22 protein-coding genes and 1 tRNA gene are annotated in these 23945 nt (G+C 69.9%); 10 read left to right on the top strand and 13 right to left on the bottom strand.

Annotated features, from left to right (window positions below):
- Positions 1 to 586: 586 nt before the first annotated feature.
- Positions 587 to 1363 carry an enoyl-CoA hydratase gene (locus FHP08_RS12435; protein WP_147704771.1) on the bottom strand — a complete coding sequence of 259 codons (777 nt, stop codon included), beginning with the start codon at positions 1361 to 1363 and terminating at the stop codon, positions 587 to 589.
- Positions 1364 to 1493: 130 nt separating this feature from the next.
- Between FHP08_RS12435 and paaG the strand changes: the two genes are divergently transcribed.
- The 3 genes from paaG to paaK all read left to right on the top strand — a co-directional run bounded on the left by paaG (position 1494) and on the right by paaK (position 4198).
- Positions 1494 to 2282, top strand: coding sequence for a 2-(1,2-epoxy-1,2-dihydrophenyl)acetyl-CoA isomerase PaaG (gene paaG, locus FHP08_RS12430; protein WP_147704770.1), 789 nt, complete (start codon positions 1494 to 1496; stop codon positions 2280 to 2282).
- Between the two features lie 186 nt (positions 2283 to 2468).
- Positions 2469 to 2861, top strand: coding sequence for a hydroxyphenylacetyl-CoA thioesterase PaaI (gene paaI / locus FHP08_RS12425; RefSeq protein WP_147704804.1), 393 nt, complete (start codon positions 2469 to 2471; stop codon positions 2859 to 2861).
- Positions 2858 to 4198, top strand: a complete 1341-nt coding sequence (paaK, locus tag FHP08_RS12420; protein ID WP_147704769.1) for a phenylacetate--CoA ligase PaaK — start codon at positions 2858 to 2860, stop codon at positions 4196 to 4198. Before paaI ends, paaK begins: the two co-directional genes overlap by 4 nt.
- Before the next feature lie 39 nt (positions 4199 to 4237).
- Here the strand turns inward: paaK and FHP08_RS12415 are convergent, their stop codons facing one another.
- Positions 4238 to 5290, bottom strand: coding sequence for a hypothetical protein (locus FHP08_RS12415; RefSeq protein ID WP_147704768.1), 1053 nt, complete (start codon positions 5288 to 5290; stop codon positions 4238 to 4240).
- Positions 5291 to 5431: 141 nt separating this feature from the next.
- Between FHP08_RS12415 and acuI the strand changes: the two genes are divergently transcribed.
- Both acuI and FHP08_RS12405 read left to right on the top strand, forming a co-directional pair.
- Positions 5432 to 6427 (top strand): acrylyl-CoA reductase (NADPH), encoded by a 996-nt coding sequence (gene acuI, locus FHP08_RS12410; protein ID WP_147704767.1) that lies wholly within the window; start codon positions 5432 to 5434, stop codon positions 6425 to 6427.
- 1 nt (position 6428) lies between these two features.
- Positions 6429 to 8258 (top strand): M61 family metallopeptidase, encoded by a 1830-nt coding sequence (locus tag FHP08_RS12405; protein WP_147704766.1) that lies wholly within the window; start codon positions 6429 to 6431, stop codon positions 8256 to 8258.
- 48 nt (positions 8259 to 8306) lie between these two features.
- Here FHP08_RS12405 and trpC read toward each other — a convergent pair whose 3' ends face one another.
- The 8 genes from trpC to rpe form a co-directional block, all read right to left on the bottom strand.
- Positions 8307 to 9113 carry an indole-3-glycerol phosphate synthase TrpC gene (gene trpC / locus FHP08_RS12400; protein WP_147704765.1) on the bottom strand — a complete coding sequence of 269 codons (807 nt, stop codon included), beginning with the start codon at positions 9111 to 9113 and terminating at the stop codon, positions 8307 to 8309.
- A gap of 17 nt (positions 9114 to 9130) precedes the next feature.
- A complete protein-coding gene (gene trpD / locus FHP08_RS12395) occupies positions 9131 to 10162 on the bottom strand; it encodes an anthranilate phosphoribosyltransferase (RefSeq protein WP_147704764.1) in 1032 nt (343 codons plus the stop codon).
- A gap of 1 nt (position 10163) precedes the next feature.
- A complete protein-coding gene (locus tag FHP08_RS12390) occupies positions 10164 to 10727 on the bottom strand; it encodes an aminodeoxychorismate/anthranilate synthase component II (protein ID WP_147704763.1) in 564 nt (187 codons plus the stop codon).
- 26 nt (positions 10728 to 10753) lie between these two features.
- Positions 10754 to 12235 (bottom strand): anthranilate synthase component I, encoded by a 1482-nt coding sequence (gene trpE, locus FHP08_RS12385; RefSeq protein WP_147704762.1) that lies wholly within the window; start codon positions 12233 to 12235, stop codon positions 10754 to 10756.
- Between the two features lie 307 nt (positions 12236 to 12542).
- Positions 12543 to 13601, bottom strand: a complete 1059-nt coding sequence (locus FHP08_RS12380) for an NAD(P)H-dependent flavin oxidoreductase (protein WP_147704761.1) — start codon at positions 13599 to 13601, stop codon at positions 12543 to 12545.
- Positions 13598 to 14284, bottom strand: coding sequence for a phosphoglycolate phosphatase (locus tag FHP08_RS12375; protein ID WP_147704760.1), 687 nt, complete (start codon positions 14282 to 14284; stop codon positions 13598 to 13600). The genes FHP08_RS12380 and FHP08_RS12375 overlap by 4 nt, the downstream gene beginning before the upstream one ends.
- 80 nt (positions 14285 to 14364) lie before the next feature.
- Positions 14365 to 14826 (bottom strand): fasciclin domain-containing protein, encoded by a 462-nt coding sequence (locus tag FHP08_RS12370; RefSeq protein WP_147704759.1) that lies wholly within the window; start codon positions 14824 to 14826, stop codon positions 14365 to 14367.
- Between the two features lie 122 nt (positions 14827 to 14948).
- Entirely contained in the window at positions 14949 to 15644 is a 696-nt protein-coding gene (gene rpe, locus FHP08_RS12365; RefSeq protein WP_147704758.1) for a ribulose-phosphate 3-epimerase, read from the bottom strand.
- 61 nt (positions 15645 to 15705) lie between these two features.
- Here rpe and apaG point away from each other — a divergent pair, with 61 nt between their 5' ends.
- Positions 15706 to 16086, top strand: a complete 381-nt coding sequence (apaG, locus tag FHP08_RS12360) for a Co2+/Mg2+ efflux protein ApaG (protein WP_225879120.1) — start codon at positions 15706 to 15708, stop codon at positions 16084 to 16086.
- A 195-nt stretch (positions 16087 to 16281) separates the two neighbouring features.
- Positions 16282 to 17394, top strand: coding sequence for a murein transglycosylase A (gene mltA / locus FHP08_RS12355; RefSeq protein ID WP_225879125.1), 1113 nt, complete (start codon positions 16282 to 16284; stop codon positions 17392 to 17394).
- A gap of 34 nt (positions 17395 to 17428) precedes the next feature.
- Here the strand turns inward: mltA and FHP08_RS12350 are convergent, their stop codons facing one another.
- Entirely contained in the window at positions 17429 to 18262 is an 834-nt protein-coding gene (locus tag FHP08_RS12350) for a DsbC family protein (RefSeq protein ID WP_147704755.1), read from the bottom strand.
- A gap of 31 nt (positions 18263 to 18293) precedes the next feature.
- Positions 18294 to 19643, bottom strand: coding sequence for an FAD-dependent monooxygenase (locus tag FHP08_RS12345; RefSeq protein WP_187272281.1), 1350 nt, complete (start codon positions 19641 to 19643; stop codon positions 18294 to 18296).
- A 147-nt stretch (positions 19644 to 19790) separates the two neighbouring features.
- On the opposite strand from FHP08_RS12345, the gene FHP08_RS12340 reads away from it, so the two are divergent.
- Both FHP08_RS12340 and FHP08_RS12335 read left to right on the top strand, forming a co-directional pair.
- Positions 19791 to 19866 (top strand) — tRNA-Phe (locus FHP08_RS12340).
- Positions 19867 to 20187: 321 nt separating this feature from the next.
- A complete protein-coding gene (locus FHP08_RS12335) occupies positions 20188 to 21534 on the top strand; it encodes a sensor domain-containing protein (RefSeq protein WP_147704753.1) in 1347 nt (448 codons plus the stop codon).
- Between the two features lie 53 nt (positions 21535 to 21587).
- On the opposite strand, the gene FHP08_RS12330 is transcribed toward FHP08_RS12335, so the two are convergent.
- Positions 21588 to 23000 carry a phospholipase D-like domain-containing protein gene (locus FHP08_RS12330; RefSeq protein ID WP_187272280.1) on the bottom strand — a complete coding sequence of 471 codons (1413 nt, stop codon included), beginning with the start codon at positions 22998 to 23000 and terminating at the stop codon, positions 21588 to 21590.
- Positions 23001 to 23082: 82 nt separating this feature from the next.
- On the opposite strand from FHP08_RS12330, the gene FHP08_RS12325 reads away from it, so the two are divergent.
- Complete coding sequence (locus tag FHP08_RS12325; RefSeq protein ID WP_225879119.1) at positions 23083 to 23943, top strand: alpha/beta fold hydrolase; 861 nt, start codon at positions 23083 to 23085, stop codon at positions 23941 to 23943.
- The last annotated feature ends 2 nt before the right edge of the window (positions 23944 to 23945 follow it).

Raw genomic sequence — 23945 nt, 5'->3', positions numbered from 1 at the left:
CGAACCCGAATCCCGGCACCCGCCCGCGACATCCGTTGCCGGACCCCGCAGGCATGGCGCTCTCGCACAAACGCCCACACTTATCGGCTGTTGATTGTTAAAGATCGCTCGCCCGGCACCCGGACATCCGCCCCCGGCACCAGATCCTCGGCCCTCAGGCCGATTCGCCGCCGCGCTGCATTTGCAGTAATTCGCGATCAGCAGAGAAATGGGATTATGACGGGCCAGTCTTCGGCCGTCAAGCGGGTCGTTTCGATTTCTCGCGGCCTGCTGCTTCCGCATCTCGACGACCCCGGAACCGTTGCGACCATGCCCAAGGCTTGGCCGCCGGCGGATCCGTTCACCCGCTTCCGCGGGCCTTCCGGCCCACGCGACCCGGCTCTTCCGATCCGGATCCTGCCCGGGACTTTCGCCCCGGACCTTCGACTGCGCCAACCCCCGATGAAGAGGTGCCACCGCCGAAAGGGGGCGAAGTGTAGCAGCGGCACCCGGGCGCCGCAAATCGGCGCGCGAGGGCCCCCCCGGGGCCTGCCCGTGGGGACCCGGTGTCCCGCCCGGAAGGCCCCAGGCGCTCCGCTCGACCGCCTCAGCGGTGCTTGAACGCGGGCTTTCGCTTCTCCACGAAGGCCGCCATGCCCTCCTTCTGGTCCTCGGTCGCGAACAGCGAGTGGAAGACCCTCCGCTCGAACAGGACCCCCTCGGACAAGGTGGTCTCGTAGGCGCGATTGATCGCCTCCTTGAGGATCATCACCGACGGCAGCGAGTTGGCGGCGATGACCGCGGCAGCTTCCAGCGCCTCGTCGAGCAGGCGCTCTGCCGGCACCACGCGCGAAACCAGCCCCGAACGCTCCGCCTCGGCCGCGTCCATCATCCGCGCGGTCAGGCAGAGATCCATCGCCTTGGCCTTCGACACCGCCCGCGGCAGCCGCTGGGTGCCCCCGGCGCCGGGAATGATCCCCAGCTTGATCTCCGGCTGGCCGAACTTCGCGGTCTCGGCCGCGATCACGATGTCGCACATCATGGCCAGCTCGCAGCCGCCGCCCAGCGCATAGCCCGCCACCGCGGCGATCACCGGCTTGCGAATGCGGCGGATGGTCTCCCAGTTTCGGGTGATGTACTCGGTCTTGTAGACATCCATGTAGTCCCACCGGGCCATCGCGCCGATGTCCGCGCCCGCCGCGAAGGCCTTCTCGTTGCCGGTGATCACGATCGCGCCGATGGCGTCGTCGGCGTCGAAGGCCAGCAAGGCAGCGCCGAGCTCGTCCATCAGCGCGTCGTTCAGCGCATTGAGCTGCTTCGGGCGGTTCAGGCGGATCAGGCCCACGCGATCGCGGGTCTCGACCAGGATCATCGATTCGGACATTCGCTCGTCTCCTTGAAGATGTCGAGCCGATTCTGCCACGCCGACTGCGGCTAATATGCAGCCAACGCGGCGCGGGCAGGTGGCCAGCGCGACCCCGGGCCGCCCCCGAAGGAACAAGCCAGGAGACACGATGGAAGACAGGACCGTGCGGCTGGAGGTGAACGGCGGCATCGCCCGCATCACGCTCGACCGACCCGACAAGCTCAACGCCTTCTCGCGCACGATGCACGCCCACCTGCGCGAGGCCATGGACCGCGTGGAGCGAGACGACGCGATCCGGGCGGTGGTCCTGGCCGGCGCGGGCCGCGCCTTCTGCGCCGGCCAGGACCTGGCCGACCTGTCCTTCGAGCCCGGCAACATGACCGACCTGGGCGAGCTGATCCACGAGAACTTCAACCCGCTGATCCGCCGCCTGCGCGCATTGCCCAAGCCGATCGTGGCGCGCGTGGCGGGCATCGCCGCCGGCGCCGGGGCGAGCCTGGCGCTGGCCTGCGACATCGTCGTCGCCGGCCGCAGCGCGTCCTTCCTGCAGGCCTTCGTGAACATCGGGCTGGTGCCCGACTCGGGCAGCACCTGGCTGCTGCCGCAGCGGGTGGGCCACGCGCGTGCGCTGGGCCTGGCCATGCTCGGCGAGCGGCTCACCGCCGAGCGCGCCGAGCAGTGGGGGCTGATCTGGAAGTGCGTGGACGACGCGGCGCTGGACGCCGAGGTCGAGGGCCTGGCCGCGCGGCTGGCCGCGATGCCGACCCGCGCGCTGGCCGCGATCAAGCATTCGATCGGCGCGGCGCAGACCAACTCGCTCGACGCCCAGCTCGACCTGGAGCGCGACCTGCAGCACGAGCTCGGCGCCTCGCACGACTACGGCGAAGGCGTGAACGCCTTCCTCGAGAAGCGCAAGCCGGCCTTCACCGGCCGCTGAGCGCCGGCACGGCAGGCAGCAGCGCAGCGGCCATCGCCGCTGCGAAGACGATGACGACGAGGAGACAGGATGAACGAGCCCGGCACTGGCAATCTCTTGCCCGATCCCGGCGAGCGCGCTCATGACCCGTCTGCCACGGACCCGGCCGGAACCGCCCTGGCGCGCGCGCGCGAGGTGGGCCGCCTGATGATGGCCGACGACCGCGCCGCGCACCACCTGGGCATCGAGCTGCTCGACATCGGTCCCGGGCGGGCGCGCATGCAGTTGCGGATACGGCCCGAGCTCACCAACGGGCACGGCATCTGCCATGGCGGCTACATCTTCCTGCTGGCCGACACGACCTTCGCCTACGCCTGCAACAGCCACAATCGACGCTCGGTGGCTGCCGGCTGCTCGATCGAGTTCCTGGCGCCGGCGCACGACGGCGACACGCTGACGGCCGAGGGCGCCGAGCAGCACCTCGCAGGCCGGCACGGGGTCTACGACATCCGCGTGCACGACCAGCACGGCAAGCTGATCGCCCTGTTCCGGGGGAAATCGGCCATGATCAAGGGGCACTTCTTCGAGGAAACGACATGACGAGCGCATCCCCTGCCGCGGCAGGCGCCGGCTTCTCGGCCGGCGGCTTTCCGCTCGAGCCCGTCGAACGCGCCAGCGTGGACGAGCTGCGCGCCCTGCAACTCGAGCGCCTGCGCGGCACGCTGCGCCACGCATGGGAAGGCGTCCCGCACTATCGCAAGCGATTCGAAGCCGCCGGCGTGCACCCCGACGACCTGAAGTCGCTCGACGATCTGGCGCGCTTTCCCTTCACCACGAAGGGCGATCTGCGCGAGAACTACCCCTTCGGCATGTTCGCCGTGCCGCGCGACCGGGTCGTGCGCATTCACGCCTCGAGCGGCACCACGGGCAAGCCCACGGTGGTCGGTTACACCCGCAAGGACATCGACACCTGGTCGGATCTCGTCGCACGCTCGATCCGCGCCGCCGGCGCGCGGCCCGGCGACATGGTCCACGTGAGCTACGGCTACGGCCTGTTCACCGGCGGGCTGGGCGCCCACTACGGAGCGGAGCGGCTGGGCCTCACCGTGGTGCCCTTCGGCGGCGGCCAGACCGAGCGCCAGGTGCAACTGATCGCCGATTTCCGGCCCGACATCATCATGGTCACGCCCAGCTACATGCTGGCGATCGCCGACGAGCTGGAGCGATCCGGGCTCGACCCGCGCGAGTCGAGCCTGCGGATCGGCATCTTCGGCGCCGAGCCCTGGACCAACGAGATGCGCGCCGAGATCGAGAAGCGGCTGGCGATCGACGCGGTCGACATCTACGGCCTGTCAGAAGTGATGGGGCCCGGCGTGGCCAACGAATGCGTGGAGACCAAGGACGGCCCGACCATCTGGGAGGACCACTTCTATCCCGAGATCGTGGACCCCGAAACCGGCCGCGTGCTGCCCGACGGCGAGTTCGGCGAGCTGGTCTTCACCTCGCTCACCAAGGAAGCGCTGCCCATCGTCCGCTACCGCACACGCGACCTGACCCGTCTGCTGCCGGGCACCGCGCGCACCATGCGACGCATGCAGAAGATCACCGGTCGCTCCGACGACATGATGATCATCCGCGGCGTGAACGTGTTCCCGTCGCAGATCGAGGAGCTGATCCTGCAGCGGCCGAACCTGGCCCCGCACTATGTGTGCGAGCTCGGCCGCGAGGACCACATGGACACGCTGACCGTGCGCGTGGAACTGAAGGGCGGCGAGCACCACGACCGCTCGGCCGCTGTCGGCGCGGCCGCCGCGCTCGAGCACGCGATCAAGTCCTACATCGGCGTGACGGTGCGCGTGCTCGTGGAGCCGCCGGGCGCGGTGGAGCGCTCGATCGGCAAGGCCAAGCGGGTGGTCGACAAGCGGCCGAAGGCGTAAAGGCCGCGAGGGGTGTCTCGCAGCCCCCCCGCGGCCCGATCAGCCGCCCGACACCGCGCGCGCTCCGAATGCTCCGACGCCACGCATTCCGTCGGCGGTCTGGAAGCGTAGTCGACCAGCGACCTCGGCGCCTCGACTCGTCGCGGAGCCGAAGAATCGAGCCTCCACGCGCCCTACCGGAACGACCTCACTACCTGTCGAGACAAGCAGATCCGTCGTGGCCGCTTGCCCAGCAAGGTCGTTGACTGGCACTGCGAACACCAAGTCGTTCAAGGGCACGTCCAGAATGATCAGCTTGTTCGCGGAATCCCGGTAGGAGATTTTCATCGACTTGATCTCTCCGGATTGCACCCCGTTGTTGTCGCCGACCACGTTAACCGTTGCGCTGAAACCGTAGCTTCGCGCGCCCGGCTCCGCAGGGGAAAGTACGCCGACCGCAAACCCGGAATAAGCGGTTTGCCCCGAGGGTCGATCATTCGTCACCGAGGTCTCCGAGCGTTTGGAGTACCAACCTCCGAAAAATCCACCATCGGCGGTCTTGTCAGTGAACTGCTCCCAGTACCCGAAGTTAACGAACTCCAGCCTCAGCACTTCGGTGCCTACATCCGCATCCCAGGCATTTCGGAAGTCGACCAGCGCAGTATAGGGTGGCACTGGCAGGATCGAACTAATCGGGTCGCTGGGATCCGCATCCTTCTCGTATGCAGTTCCCCGCACAGCCCCGATGATGTCGCGAACCCCTGGATCAGTCTCGTCGCCGGAGCCAAATGCAACATTCAGGATTTTTGCCGGCGCGTTGAGCGTCAGCGCGTATGACGAGTTTGCGCCGGGGAGCACTGCAGCTTCGATCGGCTGAAACGCCGAACTAGCTACGAGAGTGGCCGGGTTCGTGCACACTCCCAACGAGAAACCAGAGCCTCCTCCGTCGAGAGCAGTGCATCGAACCACCGGTTGCGGCGTCACATCGCCGATCGACGAACCGCCGCCGCAACCCGCCAGCACGAGCGATGCGGCGATCGGCAGCAGGAGGATGCCGCGCGCGCCAGACGCCTTGCCCGTTCTCAAACGCATCGATGGGTCGAAGATCTGCATCGCGCCCTCAAATTGAAAAGTCCTGTTGCGGACCATCATAACGAAGCTCGCCGGACCGGGAATCCTGGCCCCGAGCCGGGAACGGGCTCCTGCCCGTTAAGATCCGAGCGTACCGTGAAATATCGCACGCAAGGAGCCCCCATGCACCGATCCCTTTACCTCGAGAACGACGCCCCCGGCTTTCGCGCAACCCTGCGCGAACTCGACGACGCCGCGCTGGCCGAACATGCCGCGGACGGCAACGTGGTCGTGCGGATCTCGCACTCCACTCTGAACTTCAAGGACGGCCTGGCAATCACGAACCGATCGCCGGTCGTCCGCAAGTGGCCGATGGTGCCCGGCATCGACGGCGCCGGAATCGTGGAGTCCAGCGAGGATCCGCGCTGGAAGGCCGGAGACGCCGTGATCCTCAACGGCTGGGGCGTGGGCGAGACGCACTGGGGCTGCCTGGCACAGAAGGCGCGCCTGAAGGGCGACTGGCTGGTGCGCCTGCCCGAGGGCCTCAGCGCCGCGCAGGCCATGGCCATCGGCACCGCCGGCTACACCGCGATGCTGTGCGCGATGGCGCTCGAGCGCGAGGGCGTGCGGCCCGAGCAGGGCGAGGTGCTGGTCACCGGCGCCGCGGGCGGCGTGGGCAGCGTGGCCATCTCGATCCTGGCCGCGCGCGGCTTCAAGGTCGTGGCCTCCACCGGCCGCCTGGAGGAAGCCGACTACCTGAAGTCGCTCGGCGCCGCCGACATCGTCGACCGCAAGACCCTGTCCGAACCCGGCAAGCCGCTGCAGCGCGAGCGCTGGGCGGGCGTCGTGGATGCGGTCGGCTCGCACACCCTGGCCAATGCCTGCGCGCAGACCCGCTATCGCGGCACGGTGGCCGCCTGCGGGCTGGCGCAGGGCATGGACTTCCCCTCTTCGGTGGCGCCGTTCATCCTGCGCGGCGTCAGGCTGATCGGCGTGGACTCGGTGATGTGCCCCCGCGCCGAGCGCGAGACCGCCTGGGCCAATCTCGCTCGCGAGCTCGATCGCGACCGCCTGGCGGCGATCAGCACCACGATCGGGCTGGCCGACGCGATCGCCGCCGCAGGCGAGGTGCTGGCCGGCAAGGTGCGCGGGCGACTGGTCGTCGACGTGGATCGCTGAGATGCCCGCTGCCCCGATCCGCTACCGCATCCGCCCGTCCGACCCCGACGCCCACCTCTTCGGCGTCGAGATGACCATCGCCGCGCCCGACCCGCAGGGCCAGCGGGTGGCGCTGCCCGCCTGGATCCCGGGCAGCTACATGATTCGCGAGTTCGCCCGGCACATCGTGCGGATCGAGGCGCAGGCCGGCGGCCGCAAGCTCGCGCTGCGCAAGCTCGACAAGGACAGCTGGCAGGCCGCGCCCTGCGAGGGCCCGCTCACGCTCCGCTACCTGGTCTACGCCTGGGATCTCTCGGTGCGTGGCGCGCACCTGGACCGGACGCACGGCTTCTTCAACGGCACCAGCGTGTTCCTGTGCGCGATCGGCCAGGAGCGCTCGCCCTGCGAGGTCATCCTCGAGGCGCCGGACCACCCGGCCTGCGCCGACTGGCGGGTGGCCACCACGCTTCCCGAGGCGGGCGCTCGCCGCTGGGGCTTCGGCCGCTACCGGGCCGCCGACTACGACGCGCTGATCGACCACCCGGTGGAGATGGGCCGCTTCGACAGGGTCTCCTTCGAGGCCGCGGGTGCCCGCCACGAGGTCGCGATCACCGGGCGTCACGACGCCGACGGCAAGCGGCTTGCGCACGACCTGAAGGCGATCTGCGAAGCCCAGGCCGCGCTGTTCGATCCGAAGACCCGGCGCGCGCCCGTCGACCGCTACCTGTTCCAGGTCACCGCGGTCGGCGACGGCTACGGCGGCCTCGAGCACCGGGCCAGCACGGCGCTGATCTGCCGTCGCGCCGACCTGCCCCATCCGGGCATGCCCGGCACGCCCGAGGGTTACCGGTCCTTTCTCGGCCTGTGCAGCCACGAGTACTTCCATACCTGGAACGTCAAGCGGATCAAGCCGGCGGCCTTCGTCGACTACGACCTCGCGCGCGAGACCCACACGCGGCTGCTGTGGATCTTCGAGGGGTTCACCTCGTACTACGACGACCTGATGCTCGCGCGCTCGGGCGTCGTCGACCCCAACGACTACCTGACGCTGCTCTCGGGAACGATCTCCAGCGTGCTGCGCGCGCCCGGACGCTTCGCGCAGAGCGTGGCCGAGTCCAGCTTCGACGCCTGGACCCGCTACTACCGCCAGGACGAGAACTCGCCGAACGCCATCGTCAGCTACTACGCGAAGGGCGCGCTGGTGGCGCTGTGCCTGGATCTTTCCATCCGCGCGCGCACGAACGGCCGGCGCTCGCTCGACGACGTGATGCGGCTGATGTGGCAGCGCTGGGGGCGCGACTTCTACGCCCTGCCGCCCGGGCAGCGCGGCGGACTCGCCGAGGAGGGCTTCCCGGGGCTGCTGGCCGAGGCCACCGGCGTGAAGCTCGACCGCGAGATCCGCGACTGGGCCGAAGGCACCGGCGAGCTGCCGCTGGCAGCCTTGCTGCGCCGGCACGGGATCCGGCTCGAGGCGCGCGGCGCCGACCAGGCCGGCGCCACGATCGGCGCCAGGCTGGCGATGCGCGACGGGATGCTGCAGTGCTCCGGCGTGCTCAACGGCGGTCCGGCCCACGCGGCGGGGCTGTCGGCGGGCGACGCGATCGTGGCGGTCGACGGCCTGCGAATGGCCGACGAGCGCGCGCTCAAGGCGCTGCTCGAGCGGCGCGGAATCGGCGCGCGTCTGCGGGTGCACGCCTTCCGGCGCGACGAGCTGCACGAGTTCGAGCTCGTGCCGACGGCCGCGACGCCGACCGAGGCCATGCTCGGCATCGACCCGAAGGCCGGGGCAGTCGCGCGGCGGCTGCTGTCGGCCTGGCTGTCGGGTTCGACCGGCCGCCCGAAGCGGTCCTGAACGCGCCGGTACGCGACTTCACCGGAATCGGGGTCCGGCGCGGCGTCTTCAGTCGGTTCCGAACAGTGCCGCCAGCGCCTCGCCGGGCTCTGGCGCGCGCATGAAGGCCTCGCCGACCAGGAAGGCGTCCACGCCGGCCGCGCGCATCTTCGCAACGTCGGCCGGCGCCAGGATGCCGCTCTCGGTGACGACCAGCCGATCGGCCGGGATCCGGCCCAGCAGCCCGATCGTCGTGTCGAGCGACACCTCGAAGCTGCGCAGGTCGCGATTGTTGATGCCCACCAGCGGCGTCTTGAGCGCCAGCGCACGGTCGAGCTCGGCTCCGTCGTGGACCTCGACCAGCACGTCCATGTCGAGCGAATGCGCGATCGCCTCGAACTCGGCCATCTGCGCGTCCGACAGGCAGGCCGCGATCAGCAGGATGCAGTCGGCGCCGTTGGCGCGCGCCTCGAAGACCTGCCAGGCGTCGACGATGAAGTCCTTGCGCAGCGCCGGCAGCGTGCAGGCCGCCCGCGCGGCGCGCAGGTAGGCCAGCGATCCCTTGAAGAACTGCTCGTCGGTGAGCACCGAGAGACAGGCCGCGCCGCCGCGCTCGTAGCTCGCCGCAATGGCGGGCGGCGCGAAATCCTCGCGCAGCACGCCCTTGCTCGGGCTGGCCTTCTTGATCTCGGCGATCACCGCGGACCGGCCGGCGGCGATCCTGGCGCGCAGTGCGCGCTCGAAACCGCGCACCGGCTGTGCGGCGCGGGCCGCCTCGGCCTGCGCGCGGATCTCGGCCAGCGAGCAGGCGCGCAGCGCCGCGGCGACCTCGTCGCGCTTGACCGCGACGATTCTCTGGAGGATGTCGGCTGCCATCGTGAGCTCGTGTGCGATCAGTTCGCGAAGCGGCGGGTGAAGGCCACGAAGCGGTCGAGCCGCTCGCGCGCCGCGCCCGAGGCGATCGCCTCGCGCGCGCGATCGATGCCGGCGCCGATCGAGTCGGCCACGTCGGCCGCGTAAAGCGCCACGCCGGCGTTCAGCGTCACGATCTCGCGCGGCGTGCCGGGCTTGTTGCCCAGCGCTTCGAGCACCATCTCCTTCGATTCCTCGGCATCGTCCACCCGCAGGCCGCGGTTGCTGATCATCGACAGCCCGAAGTCCTCGGGGTGGACCTCGTACTCGTGGACCTGGCCGTCCTTGAGCTCGCCGACCAGCGTGGCCGCGCCGAGCGAGACCTCGTCCATGCCGTCCTTGCCCCAGACGACCATCGCGTGCTTCGCGCCGAGCCGCTCCATCACCCGCACCTGGATGCCGACCAGGTCGGGGTGGAAGACGCCCATCAGGATGTTGGGCGCGCCAGCGGGATTGGTGAGCGGGCCCAGGATGTTGAAGATCGTGCGCACGCCCAGCTCGCGGCGCACCGGCGCCACGTTCTTCATCGCCGGATGGTGATTGGGCGCGAACATGAAGCCCACGCCGGTCTCCCGGATGCAGTCGGCCACCCGAGGCGCGCTCAGCATGATGTTGGCGCCCAGCGCCTCCATCACGTCGGCGCTGCCCGATTTCGACGAAACGCCGCGATTGCCGTGCTTGGCCACGGTGCCGCCGGCCGCGGCCACCACGAAGGTGGAGGCGGTCGAGATGTTGAAGGTCTGCGCGCCGTCGCCGCCGGTGCCCACGATGTCCACGAAGTGCGGGCCGCCGTCGACCTGCACCTTGTTCGAGAACTCGCGCATCACCTGGGCCGCGGCGGTGATCTCGCCGATGGTCTCCTTCTTGACCCGCAGGCCCATGAGGATCGCCGCGGTCATCGTGGGCGACATCTCGCCGCTCATGATCATCCGCATCAGCTTGAGCATCTCGTCGTGGAAGATCTCGCGGTGCTCGATGCAGCGCACCAGCGCTTCCTGCGCGGTGATCGTCATGTCAGGTCTCCAGGAAGTTCTTCAGCAGCGCGTGGCCGTGCTCGGTGAGGATCGACTCGGGATGGAACTGGACCCCCTCGACCTTGTGCTCGCGATGGCGCACGCCCATGATCTCGCCGTCGTCGGTCCAGGCGGTGATCTCGAGGCAGTCGGGCAGGCTCTCGCGCTCGATGGCCAGCGAATGGTAGCGAATGACGGTGAACGGGCTGGGCAGCCCGCGGAACACGCCCGCGCCGGTGTGCGTGACCGGCGAGGTCTTGCCGTGCATCACCTGCCGCGCCCGGACGATGCGGCCGCCGTAGGCCGCGCCGATGGACTGGTGGCCCAGGCACACGCCCAGGATCGGGATGCGGCCCTCGAAGCGCCGGATCAGCGGCACCGACACGCCCGCCTCGGCCGGCGTGCAGGGCCCGGGCGAGATCACGATGCGGGCCGGCGCGAGCTTCTCGATACCGGCCAGGTCGATCGCGTCGTTGCGAACGGTGAGCACCTCTTCACCGAGCTCGCCGAAGTACTGGACAAGGTTGTAGGTGAAGCTGTCGTAGTTGTCGATCATCAGCAGCATGTTCGTCGCGCTCCGCTTGCGCCCGTTCAGATCTGGCCGTCGAGGCCGGCCTGCACCAGCTCGGCCGCGCGCAGCACCGCGCGGGCCTTGTTCTCGGTCTCCTGCCATTCGCTCTCGGGCACCGAGTCGGCGACCACGCCGGCCGCAGCCTGCACGTACAGCGTGCCGTCCTTGACGATCGCGGTGCGGATCGCGATCGCGAGGTCCAGGTCGCCCACGAAGGAGATGTAGCCACAGGCGCCGCCGTAGATGCCGCGCTTGGTCGGCTCGAGCTCGTCGATGATCTCCATCGCGCGGATCTTCGGCGCGCCGGTCAGCGTGCCGGCCGGGAAGGTCGCGCGCAGCACGTCGACCGGACCCATGCCGCGCTTGAGCTTGCCCTCGACGTTGGACACGATGTGCATCACGTGCGAGTACTTCTCGATGACCAGCTGGTCGGTGACCTTGACGCTGCCGATCTCGGCGATGCGGCCGATGTCGTTGCGCGCCAGGTCGATCAGCATCACGTGCTCGGCGATCTCCTTCGGGTCGGACAGCAGCTCGCGGGCCAGCGCCTCGTCCTGCGCCGGCGTGCCGCCGCGCTTGCGGGTGCCGGCCAGCGGGCGGATCGTGATCCGGTCGCCGTCGGGCTGGCGCTCCTGGCGCACCAGGATCTCGGGCGAGGCGCCCACGATGTGGAAGCCGCCCAGGTTGTAGAAGTACATGTAGGGCGACGGATTGATGGAGCGCAGCGCCCGGTACAGCGTGAGCGGCGAGTCTCGGAAGGGCTTCTGGATCAGCTGGCCGACCTGGATCTGCATCGCGTCGCCGGCCATGATGTATTCCTTGGCCTTCGCCACCGCCGCCAGGTAGTCGTCCTTCGCGAAGTTGCGCTGCGTGTCGGTCTCGTAGCTCGACTTGAACGAGGGCACGTCGATCGGCCGCGACAGCTGCACGTAGAGCTCGCGCAGCCGCTTGCGCGCACGCTCGTAGGCCTCGGGCTCGGCCGGGTCGGCATAGACCATCAGGTAGATCTTGCCGGTCACGTTGTCGATGATCGCCAGCTCTTCGGTGACCAGCAGGAAGATGTCGGGCACGCCGATCGGGTCGGGCTTCCTCACGCCCGCCAGCTTCGGCTCGATGCAGCGCACCGTGTCATAGGCGAAGTAGCCGGCCAGCCCGCCGCAGAAGCGCGGCAGCCCGGGGCGCACCGCGACCTTGAAGCGCTTCTGGTAGGCGTCGACGAAGTCGAGCGGGTTGCCCTTGAAGTTCTCGATGACCTTGCCGTGGCGCACCACCTCGGCGCCCTTGTCGGTGGAGCGGATGATCGTGCTGGCCGGCAGGCCGATGAACGAGTAGCGGCCGAAGCGCTCGCCGCCGACCACCGACTCGAGCAGGAAGCTGTAGGGCTTGTGCGCGAGCTTCAGGTACAGCGACAGCGGGGTATCCAGGTCGGCGAAGCATTCGAGCAGCAGCGGAATGCGGTTGTAGCCCTGGGCTGCGATCGCCTTGAATTCGAGTTCGGTCATGTCGTCCCTCTGCGGAGGCTCGCCGTTTCCGGTGCGGCCGCTCGCTCGGGGCGGGCCGCCGTATCACGGCGCGGGTACTGGATTCGGGTGTGTCGGTCCGGTGGCGGGATGCTGCTCCGCCAGGATGCCGGCCAGGGAGGCCGGCGGCGGGACCGGCGCGAGCCGGCCCGGGATGCGGGCAATCAGTGCCAGCACCACCAGCGCCACGGCCGCCAGCAGGGGGCCGTGGAACGCGAAACTTGCCAGACCGGAAGGGAACGCATCGGGAGTCCGGGGATGTCGGAGTCGAGTGTTCGGGACGGCGAGACTATACCATCGCGCCGCGCGCGAGTTCCAGCGCCAGCTCGGCCGCCGGGATCTCGCGGCAGCCGCTCGCGTTCTGGCCGGACCAGAGCGGCGAGAAGTCGCCGCTGCCCTGCGCCTCGGCGCGCGCGCGCAAGGGCGCGACCGCCGAAGCGGCCAGCGGAAAACGCGGCGCCGCTGCGCTCAGCGGGCCGATCTCGCGCACGATCCGGTTCACGATGCCGCGCGCGGGGCGCCCGGTGAACACGTTGGTGAGCGCAGTGTGGCGCGCCGCCTCGCTCTTCAGCGCGGCGCGATGCACGGCCGAAGTGGTGGCTTCCGGGCACAGCAGCCAGGCGGTGCCCACCTGAACGGCAGCCGCGCCCAGCGCGAGGGCTGCGGCCACCGCGTTCGCGTCGGCGATGCCGCCCGCGGCGATCACCGGCACGCGGACCGCACGCACGACCTGCGGCACGAGCGCGAGGGTGCCGAGCTGTGCGGTGAGGTCGCCGGACAGGAAGTGGCCGCGGTGGCCGCCCGCCTCGAGCCCCTGCGCGATGACCGCGTCGGCGCCGTGCGCCTCGAGCCAGCGCGCTTCATCCACCGTGGTGGCCGACGACAGGACCTTCGCGCCCCAGGCCTTGACCCGGGCCAGCAGCTCGGGCGAAGGCAGACCGAAGTGGAAGCTGACCACCGGCGGCTCGAATTCGGCCAGCAGCGCGGCGGCTTCCTCGCTGAACGGCGCGCGACCCGGCCCCGCAGGGATGGCCGACGGATCGATGCCGAACTCCCGGTAGCAGGGCTCGAGCGCGGCGCGCCAGCGAGCCTCCTCGCCGGCGTCGGGCTCGGGCGACAGGTGGCAGAAGAAGTTCACGTTGTAGGGCCGGGCCGTCTGCGCGCGGATCGTCTCGAGCTCCCTGCGAAGGGCGTCGGGGGCGAGCATGGCGCAGGGCAGCGAGCCCAGCCCGCCCGCATTCGACACCGCTACCGCCAGCGCGCTTGCCTGCACGCCGGCCATCGGGGCCTGGACGATGGGCAGCTCGATTCCGAGCAGTTCGCGCAGGCGGGACACGGCAAGGTTCATGGCTGGGCGTCCTCGAGCAATGGCGGCACCTCGGCGAGCGAGGCCACGACGCCGTCCGCGTCGATGGCGTCCGCCGGACGGCCTTCGTTGTAACCGTAGGGCACGACGAGCACCGGCATGCCGGCGGCTCGCGCGGCGGCCGCGTCGTTGTCCGAGTCGCCGATCGCGATCATGCGGCCGGGCTCGATGCCGAAGCGCTCGCAGACGTGCAGCATCGGCAGCGGATCGGGCTTGCGGCGGGGCAGCCGGTCGCCGCCGACGACCATGTCGAAGTATGGCGCGAGGCCCTTGGCCGCGAGCAGCGATTCGGAGAAGGCCTGCGGCTTGTTGGTCACGCAGGCGAGCTTCAGGCCGCGGGCCCGCATGGCCTCGAGCCCTTCCACGACGCCCGGGTAGATCCGGCAGCGGGCGCCGTTCTCGCGAGCGTAGTGGCGAAGGAAGGCCTCCATCGCCCGCGCGGCCAGGCCGGCGTCGATTCGCCCGTCGAGCGAACGGGTCAGGGCGCGGTGCACCAGCACCTCGCCGCCCTTGCCGACGTAGCGGGCGACCTCCTCGACCGGAAGGGGCGGCCTGCCGAGCTCGGCGAGCATCGCGTTGGTGCCCGCCGCCAGATCGGCCGCCGTGTCGAGCAGCGTGCCGTCGAGATCGATGATCGCGCCGAGCGCGGGAAATCGCCTGTTCATGGAGGCGATTGTCTCACCGGTCGGGCCGCGAACCCGTTCGCCGGGCCGCGCGTGGCGACCCGGCAGGCGGCGGACGAGGGTCAGTTGGGCAGGATCACCTTGTCGATCACGTGGATCACCCCATTGGAGGCGACCACGTCGGCGGCGACGACGTTCGCGTCGTCGACCATCACCTTGCCACCCATCGCGGACAGCTTCACCGACTGGCCCTGCACGGTCTTCGCCTCGCCGGGCTTCACGTCGGCGGCCATGACCTTGCCCGGCACGACGTGATAGGTCAGCACCTTGGCGAGCGCCTCCTTGTCCTTCAGCAGGTTCTCCAGCGTGCCGGCCGGCAGCTTGGCGAAGGCCTCGTCGGTCGGAGCGAACACGGTGAACGGACCCGGGCCCTTCAGGGTCTCGACCAGGCCTGCCGCCTGCACGGCCTTGACCAGCGTGTTGAACGAACCCGCGCCGACGGCGGTGTCGACGATGTCCTTGGCGTGGGCGACGGTGGCGGCACCGGCCACCAGGGCGGCGGCGACGAATTTCGAGAGCTTCATGAACGGTCTCCTTGCGTGGATACGAGGATCGAGAGGACGCCCTTTTGACTGGGCACCCTCATTGTGACCGTTCAGTCACATAAAGAACTTCAAGTCCATGAAGCCGGCCCGGGCATCCGCGCTCAGGCGTCCCTCAGGGCCTCGCGAAAGCGCGAGATCACGCCGCGATAGCCGCCGTCGGGATCCGGCGCGCCGAACACCGCCGAGCCGGCCACGAAGGTGTCCGCGCCGGCGCGCGCCACCGCCCCGATGTTGTCGATCTTGATGCCGCCGTCGACCTCGAGCCAGATCGGCTGGCCGCCTGCCGCGACATGGGCGTCGATCCGCGCGCGCACCGCGGCGATCTTGGGCAGCGTCGACGCGATGAAGGACTGTCCGCCGAAGCCCGGGTTCACCGACATCAGCAGGATCATGTCCAGCCGGTCCATGACGTGGTCGAGGTGGTGCAAGGGCGTGGCCGGATTGAACACCAGCCCGGCCTTGCAGCCGCTCTCGCGGATCAGCGACAGCGTGCGGTCGATGTGCTCCGACGCCTCGGGGTGGAAGGTGATCAGGTTCGCGCCGGCCTTGGCGAAGTCGGCGGCCAGGCGGTCGACCGGCCGCACCATCAGGTGTACGTCGATCGGGACGGACACGCAGCGGCGAACCGCCTCGCAGACCATCGGGCCCACGGTGAGGTTCGGCACGTAGTGGTTGTCCATCACGTCGAAGTGGACCAGGTCGGCGCCGGCCGTCTCGATCGCGCGGACCTCCTCGCCGAGACGGGCGAAGTCGGCGGACAGGATGCTCGGGGCGATGCGGAAGTTGCGGGATTTCATCGGCGGCTCGGTTGTGCGGTCTACAATCGCCGGCATTCTAGCGACCGCCCATCGAGCCCACGTGTCGGACAAGCGCTACCAGATCCGGATCGAAGTCCAGAGCCGCTACCTGCCCGAACAATCGGACCCCGATGCGGGCCGCTACGGCTTCGCCTACACGATCCGCATCACCAATACCGGCAACGTCACTTCGCAGCTGATCTCCCGGCACTGGCTGATCCGCGACGACGCAGGCCGGCTGATCGAGGTCAAGGGACTCGGGGTGGTCGGCCACCAGCCGCTCCTGCAGCCGGGCCAAAGCTTCGAGTACACCAGCGGCAGCCAGATCGGCACGCCCAGCGGCTCGATGCAGGGCAGCTACTTCTTCGTGGCCGAGGACGGTCACCGCTTCGACGCGCCGATACCGGAGTTCGCGCTCAGCATGCCGCGCACGCTGCACTGAGGGGCGCGGAAGATGCGCTCCCTGCCGAGGGCGCGGCGCTCATTTCTTGCCGCGCATCGTCCACCAGACGAAGAACAGCATCAGGGCCAGCACGCCACCGGCTTCGAGAAACAGGATCCAGCTGTCGGCCAAGACGGAACCTCCGTTCGATCGTCGTTGCGGGATTCTAGCTTCGGGCGGCGCGCGCCCTTGGCGGTGGCCTGGCTGCTCGCAGTGGCTATCGGCCCGCTGCCCGGCACTGCGCTCGGCCAGTCGACCCGCGCCGCCCCATCGGCGCCGACCACGGCCGCACGGAACGCCCCGGCCGGGGACGCGAGCGCCGCCGGCCCGATCGCGGTCGACGAGCTCCCGGGCTGGCAGCGCGACGGGCTCGACGGCCTGGCCGGCGCGCTCGCCCGGCAATGCGCGCTGCGCTCTCCGCCCCAGCCCTGGCCCGCACTGTGCCCCGAACTGCCCGACGTGTCGGCCAGCACCGATGCGCTGCGCGCCTGGATCGAGCGCCGTTTCCAGGCCTGGCCGCTCGCCGGGGAGAACGGCGATGCGCTCGGGCTGATCACCGGCTATCACGAGCCGGTGCTGACCGGCAGCCGCGAGCGCGAGTCGCCCGGCCAGGTGCCGCTCTACCGGCGCCCGGCCGACATGCTCTCCGAAGGCAATGCACGCTGGCGCATCGTGGATGGCGTGCGCCGGCCCTACCCCGCGCGCGCCGAGATCGAGCGCTTCGGCCTGCTCGACGGCCAGGAGCTCGTCTGGCTCGACGACCCGGTCGAGGCCTTCTTCCTGCAGATCCAGGGGTCTGGCCGCGTCGGACTGCGCGACGGCACGACGCTGCGCGTGGGATTCGCCGACCACAATGGCCAGGCCTACCGGGCGATCGGCGCGGAACTGATCGCGCGCGGCGCGCTCGCGCGGGAGCAGGTCGATGCGCCGGCCATCAAGGCCTGGCTGCGGGCCAACCCCGCGCAGGCGACCGAGGTGATGCGAAGCAACCCGCGCTACATCTTCTTTCGCGAGCTGCCCACGCCGGCCGACGCCGGCCCGCCCGGCTCGCTGGGCGTGCCGCTCACGCCGATGCGATCGGTGGCGACCGATCCGGGCTTCGTGCCGCCGGGCGCGCTGCTGTACCTGGAGACCCGCTATCCGGACGACCAGCGGCCGCTGGCCCGGGCGATGCTGAGCCAGGATCGCGGCGCGGCGATCGTGGGCGGCGTGCGGGCCGACATCTTCTTCGGCGCCGGCGAGCAGGCCGAGCGCCTGGCGGGGCTGATGAAGGAGCCCGGCCGCATCTGGCTTCTGCGGCCGCGCTGAGCCGCCCCGCGCGCGCCCCGCGGGGTCTACGCGCTCAACTCTTCCTGGAGTTGTTCGCCAGCCGCTGGCTGAAGCGCTCGGGCGGCTCGTAACCCGACAGCCGCTTGCCGTTCTCGAAGAACACCACCGGCGTTCCGGTGATGCCGAGCTTCTGCGCCAGGTCGCGGACCTTCTCGATCGAAGTGCTGCAGGTGCCGGCGTTGTCCGGCAGGCGGTTGCTCAGCAGCAACTCGTTCCAGGCCTTGACCGGATCGGCCGCGCACAGCGCCTTGCGGGCCTTGGAGTCGGAGTCCGCCGCCAGGAAGGCCATCGGGAAGGTGTAGATGGTGATGTCGTCGAGCTTGACGAGATCCGCGCGCAGCCGCTTGCAGAAACCACAGTTCGGGTCCTCGAAGACCGCGATCCGGCGCGTGCCCTTGCCGATCACCTGCTTGACCGCCAGATCGAGCGGCAGGTCCTCGAAGCGGATCGCCATCAGTTCCTCGACCCGCTCCTGCGTGAGGTTGCGCTGCGCCTTGAGGTCGATCAGGTCGCCTTCCCAGAACAGGTACTGGCCCTTCTCGTCGATGTAGAGCAGCTCGTTGCCGATTCGGGCCTCGTACATGCCGGGTACCGGCGTGCGGCGCACCTCGTCGACCTTGCGGCCGCGCACCACCGGCTCGAGCGCCTTGCGCACGGTGGCGGTCACCGCCTCGGGCGCCGGCTGGCCCGCCTGGGCATGCGCCTCGCCGGCCGGCGCCAGCGCGGAGCCGGCAGCGATGCCCAGCGCCAGCAGCGACGCAAGCAGCGGCAGGCGGAGCGCGGAGCCGGCGGCACGCGCGAAACGAGGCGCGAACGGCGCGCGGACGGATGCGAACTTCAACGACATGAAAACTTCCTCGAAAAGCGGCGCCCGGCGATCACCGGACAGCCTGTGAAACCAGGAGTCGCCTGAGCAGACCCGAACTTGCCACGGCCCGCCAGCCCAGTCCGCGCAACGCCGCCAACGGCGCGCCGAACGGTCCCTGCGACAAGGTCGACCCCGTATCGAACAGCTTCTGCAAGCCATCGGTGGCCAGACGCATGGCCAGCACCGGCTCGGCGCGCGAGCGCTCGTAGCGGCGCAGCAGCAGCAGCTCGCCGGGATCGCGCGGGGCCTCGCGCCCGCGCAGGGTATCGGCGAGCACCTGCACGTCGCCGAAACCCAGGTTCATGCCCTGCCCGGCCAGCGGGTGCACCACGTGGGCAGCGTCGCCCACCAGGGCCACGCGGCGCGCAACCAGCGAATCGACCTTGCCGAGTCGCAGCGGCCAGCCGGCCGCGGGCCCGATCGGGGTCATCCGGCCGAGCGCGCCGCCCGACACCGCCTCGACCCGCGCGGCCAGATCGGCCGGCTCGAGCGCCAGCAACTCGTCGGCCAGCGCGTGTGGCGCCGACCACACGATGCTGCAGCGGCCTGTCGGCACAGCCGTTGGCGCAGCGGCAGACGCGCTCGGCTGCGCATGGCCAGTCCCGGCCGGCAAGGGCAGCAGCGCCAGGATGCCGTGGGCGCCGAACCACTGGTACGCACAATCGCGATGCGGCAGCGAGGTGTCGAAGTTGGCGACCACCGCGCGCTGCGGGTAGTCGGTCAGCGAGCCGGCGATGCCGGCCAGCTCGCGAACCCGCGAACTCGCACCGTCGGCGCCGACCACCAGGCGCGCCTTCAGCGTGCGGCCGTCGCCGAGCACGAGCCTGGCGGCGGCCGGATCCCCTTCGAGGTCGAGCGCCGAGAGGGGCGAATCGAAGGTGGCGAAGCCGGCGAAGCGGCAGGCCTGGGCCAGCGCGCGGGTGAGATTGCGGTTCTCGACGATCCAGGCCAGCGCGTCGATGCCCGCCTGCCAGGCACTGAAGTGGATCGCCTTCGGCGCGAAGGCGGAGGACGGGCCGTCCGCGGCCTCGGGCCAGATCCGCATGTCGTGGACCGGCGCGATCCGCTCGGCGTCCATCGCCTGCCAGGCGCCCAGCGACTCGAGCAGCGCCCGAGACGACGGCGACAGCGCGAAGACCCGGTTGTCCCAGTCGCCGGCCGCATGCGGCGAGGCGGCAACGAAACCGGCCGCCCCCGGCTGGCCCGGCGCGGAGCGCGCGGTCTCGGCGCCCGCCGCATCGGGTCCGACCATGGCCACACGCAGACCCGCGCGGGCGAGCGCGAGCCCGGTCGCGAGGCCGACCGCCGCGCGGCCGACCACAGCGACGTCGAACACCGAGGCGTAGCGCGAGCCGGTCATCGGACGATTATAGGTTCGGCCGGGACACAGCCCCCGCCGCCATGGTGATCGCGTCGCTCCGCCCACCTCGGGGCCGTCGGGCAGGCTGCCCGCGGATTCTGCTATCATTCGCCGCTCGCACGGGGGGCAACCCCGTTTGTCGCGAATGGCCAAGTAGCTCAGTTGGTAGAGCAGAGGACTGAAAATCCTTGTGTCGGTGGTTCGATTCCGCCCTTGGCCACCAGAGAATTCAGTTACTTGGGCCAGCCTCCGTGCTGGCCTTCGTCGTTTTCGGCGTCCGCGCTGGCCGCGGTTCGCCTGTTCACCTGGCCGCGGTTCGCCTGTTTACCTTATTCTTGCACGCGGCAGTCGTGGCGATTGCTTCGTGCCGGCTGGTCGGCGTCCACGTCCGGCTCTCGCCGCGACCACCGCCCGCCTGTGCGCAGCGCTGCACAAGAACCGAGCCACCACACTTGCGCGAGCGCTTGCGTGGCGGACCAGCTCGCCGGCGAACTCGGGCAGGCGGGTTGCCTCGATGGTCAACGGCCCAACGCCTTGTACGAAGATGAACGATGAAGCTCGGAAGCTTCCGCTGTCCCTGGTGGATCTCTTGCTCGACGCCGTCCTGCTGGTCGACGCCGCCGGGCGCGTCGTCTATGTGAATGCGGCGTGTGAACGCATTTTCGGGTATGCGCCCGACGAGATCATCGGTCGATCGATGATCGACCTCGTTGCGCCGGAAGATCGGGACAGGACACTGGAAGAAGCCCGGATCGTCATGACCGGTCAACCAAGGATCGGTTTCGAGAACCGCTATGTTCGCAAGGACGGCAGCCTGGTGCCCATCATGTGGTCGGCGCGCTGGTCGGAAGCGGATCAATTGCGCATCGGTGTCGCACGAGACATCACCGAGAGAAAACAGGCGGAGGAACTGCAGGCTGCGACCTACGCGGTGTCCGAGGCGGCGCACGACGCGGTCGATCTGACCTCCCTGTTTCGGGAGATCGACCAGATCATCGAAAAGCTGGTTCCGCTCGCCGGCCTTGCAGTTGCCACATGCACGCCCGGGACGAACGAGCTGACCTTGTCCTACGAAAGAAACCTTCCGGAACTCCCGTCGGACATGCAGACGACGTTCCTGAAGCGGTATTGCAGCGAAGCCGTTCTCAACGGCCGACCGAGAACCCTGTCGGACGACGAACTGCTCGCCACGAGGCCTGGCAAGGCCGCGGCCAAGGCCGATCAGCCCTATCTCGTGATGCCGCTCATCGATCAGAAGGAAGCGGTCGGAGCGCTGATCCTGAAGAGCCGCCATGGTGCGGGCTATTCCCAAAAGGACAGGGAGCTGCTGCAATTCGTTTCGGCACAGATCGCCACGGCGATCAAGCGAAGGCAGCTGACCGAGAAATTGATGCAGTCAGCGCGATATGACGATCTCACCGGATTGCCGAACCGGCGCCTGCTCTACGATCGAATCAGGTCCGCACTCGCGAGGTCCCGCGGCAGGGGGACTCGCATGGCGGTGCTTTTCATCGACATCGACGGTTTGAAGCAGGTCAACGATTCGCTCGGCCATGCAACGGGCGACAAGTTGCTGACGACGGTCGCGCAGCGATTGAAGGAGTGCCTGCGGGAAGAGGACACTGTCGCGAGACTTGGCGGGGATGAGTTCGTCGTGCTGGTGGAGGACCTCGGTACGCCGCAACACGCAGTGGCGATCGCGGACAAGCTTCGCAGCGCGATAGGGGAACCCGTCGACGTCGACAAGACCGCATTGAAGGCGGCGGCAAGCATCGGCACCGCCGTCTACCCCGAGCATGGCGTGGAGCCCGAACAACTGCTCAGGCATGCCGACGCTGCGATGTATCTGGACAAGAAGGCCAAGGCCGGCGAGACGTCCTGGGATCGCTGAGGCGCCGACCCGGGGGCGCTTCCGGCCGCACGGAGCGCCTCTTCCCGAACGCGTCACAACAAGCGCTCCGCCATCCTCCCGATCGCCTCCATCAGCCGCTGCCACGCCCCGCGCCGCTCCCACTCCTGCGGATCGATCCGGCGCGCGGTGGCCAGGTCCTTCTCGAACAGCGCCTCCATCTCCGCGCCCAGCTCCGCCCCGAGCACGATCACGTTGATCTCGCTGTTCATCACGAAGCTGCGCCAATCCATGTTGCTCGAACCCACGGTGGACAGCACGCCGTCGATCACCGCGGTCTTGGCGTGCAACAGCGCGTGCGCCATCTCGTGGATCTCCACCCCGCAGGCGAGCAGTTGCGAGTAGTAGGACCGCCCGCCGTGCAGCACCAGCGCGAAATCGCTGCGCCCGGGAAGCAGCAGGCTCACGTGCACGCCGCGCCCTGCGGCATCGCAGAGGGCCTGGATCATGTCGGCGCCGGGCACGAAATAGGCCATGGTCACGTGCACGCTGACCCGGGCGGCGTCGATCGCCGACAACAGCACGCGGTAGATGCGGTTCTCCGGATCGCCCGGATCGCTGGTCAGCACCTTGACCACGCGCTCGCCCGGCTGCGCCACGCTTGCCGGATACGCGCCGCCCAGTTCCCCCCGGCAACCCTGCCTGCCCCACATCTCGCCGAAGCTCACCGCCAGTGCGCCGACGACCGGGCCGCGCAGCTCGATCTGGGTGTCGCGCCAGCCATCCAGCACCGCGTCCCCGCCGTCGGTTGGTGGCCGGGGCCGGAAGGAACCCGACGAGTAGACCTGGCTGATGTTGATGCCGCCGGTGAACGCCACTTCGTTGTCGACCACCAGCAACTTGCGGTGGTCGCGGTGATTGATGCCCCAGTAGCCCGGCCGGCGCAGCGGGTTCACCGGGTTGAAGGCGCAGGTGATCACCCCGGACTTCTCGAGCGATGCGAAATACTCCGGCGGCGTTCGCATCGACCCGACGCTGTCGTAGATCAGCGCCACGCTGACCCCCTCGCCGGCCTTGCGCTCGAGCAAGGCGCCGATCTCGGCCGCCACTCCCTGGTCTTCGACGATGTAGCTCTCGAGCAGGATGCGATGGCGAGCCGCGGAGATCGCGCGCTTCATCGCGTCGAAGGCGACCGGGCCGTCCACCAGCAGCCGCACCGCGTTGCCGCGGTAGAGGTCGACATCGCCCGAGCCGGCCATGACCCGGAGGTGATGGGCGACGAGCTCGGCCCTGCCCTCGGCCCCCACTTCGGCGAGCACGCGACGCACCGAACGCGGCTCGACCTTGCCCTGTTCGCCGCGCACCGTGACCCGCTCCCGCATCTCGCCGCGTGACGCCGCCCGGGGTGCGGGGTCGCGCTCGGGGAGCCCCGCGCAGCCGGCCAGGGCCGCGAGCAGCGCGACGGACAGCCAGGCCGTGGCCAGGCGCCTGGCGACCCACGCAGGCAAGCCGGATCCGGAACCGCCCATTTCACTCCCGAACGTGACGCGCCCGGAGCCCCCCGCTCCGATGGCAAGATCGCGGCCCATGATGCACGCGAATCCCCTTCCGGCAAAAATTCTGGCGCTCGACGACCTGAAAGCGATCGAGGCGGTCGCCCGCCGCCACGAAGTGCCCTGCGGCGACGGCGCGATGGTGTGGCACAACTGGGGCGAGGGCGCACCGGTGGTGCTGCTGCACGGCGGCTCGGGCAGCTGGACCCACTGGGTGAGGAACATCGCCGCGCTGGTGGCGGCCGGCCATCAGGCCTGGATACCGGACCTCCCGGGCTTCGGCGACTCGGCTCGCCCGCCTGCCGGTGGCGATGCCGACGCGCTGCCGGATCCCACGGAGGCCGCGCTGCAGTCGTTGCTCGGCGACACGCCGGTCGACCTGGTCGGTTTCTCGTTCGGCAGCATGGTCGCGGCCTTCATGGCGGCCCAGCGGCCCGCGCGCGTGCGCAGGCTGGTGCTGTGCGGCGCCCCCGCGCTGGGCGTCGAGCCCGCCGCGCCGCTGGTGCTGAAGGCCTGGGGCCACCTGGCGCCGGGGCCGGCGCTCGATGCCGCGCATCGCGAGAACCTGGCGCGGCTGATGCTGGCCCGGCCCGAGTCGATCGACGAGCTCGCGCTCGCGATCCACGCGGCCAACCTGCCGCGCGACCGGATGCGCCTGCGCCGGCTCTCGCGCACCGACGTGCTGCTGCGCACGCTGCGCGAGGTGCGCTGCCCGGTCTGGGGCATCTGGGGCAGCGAAGACGTGCTCTACCGCGGCGCGGCCGACCGGATCGCGCCGGCGCTGGCGGCCGCGCCCGACTTCCGAGGCCTCGCGCTGGTTCCCGGCGCCGGCCACTGGGTGCAGTTCGAGGATGCCCCGGCCTTCGACCGGGCGCTCGCGGCGGCGCTGGCCGGCTGAGA

This window comes from Zeimonas arvi, assembly GCF_008039575.1.
GTDB classification, from domain to species: domain Bacteria; phylum Pseudomonadota; class Gammaproteobacteria; order Burkholderiales; family Burkholderiaceae_E; genus Zeimonas; species Zeimonas arvi.
The sequence above is the reverse complement of the archived record's forward strand: the minus strand, read 5'-3'. Positions and strand labels throughout refer to the sequence as shown.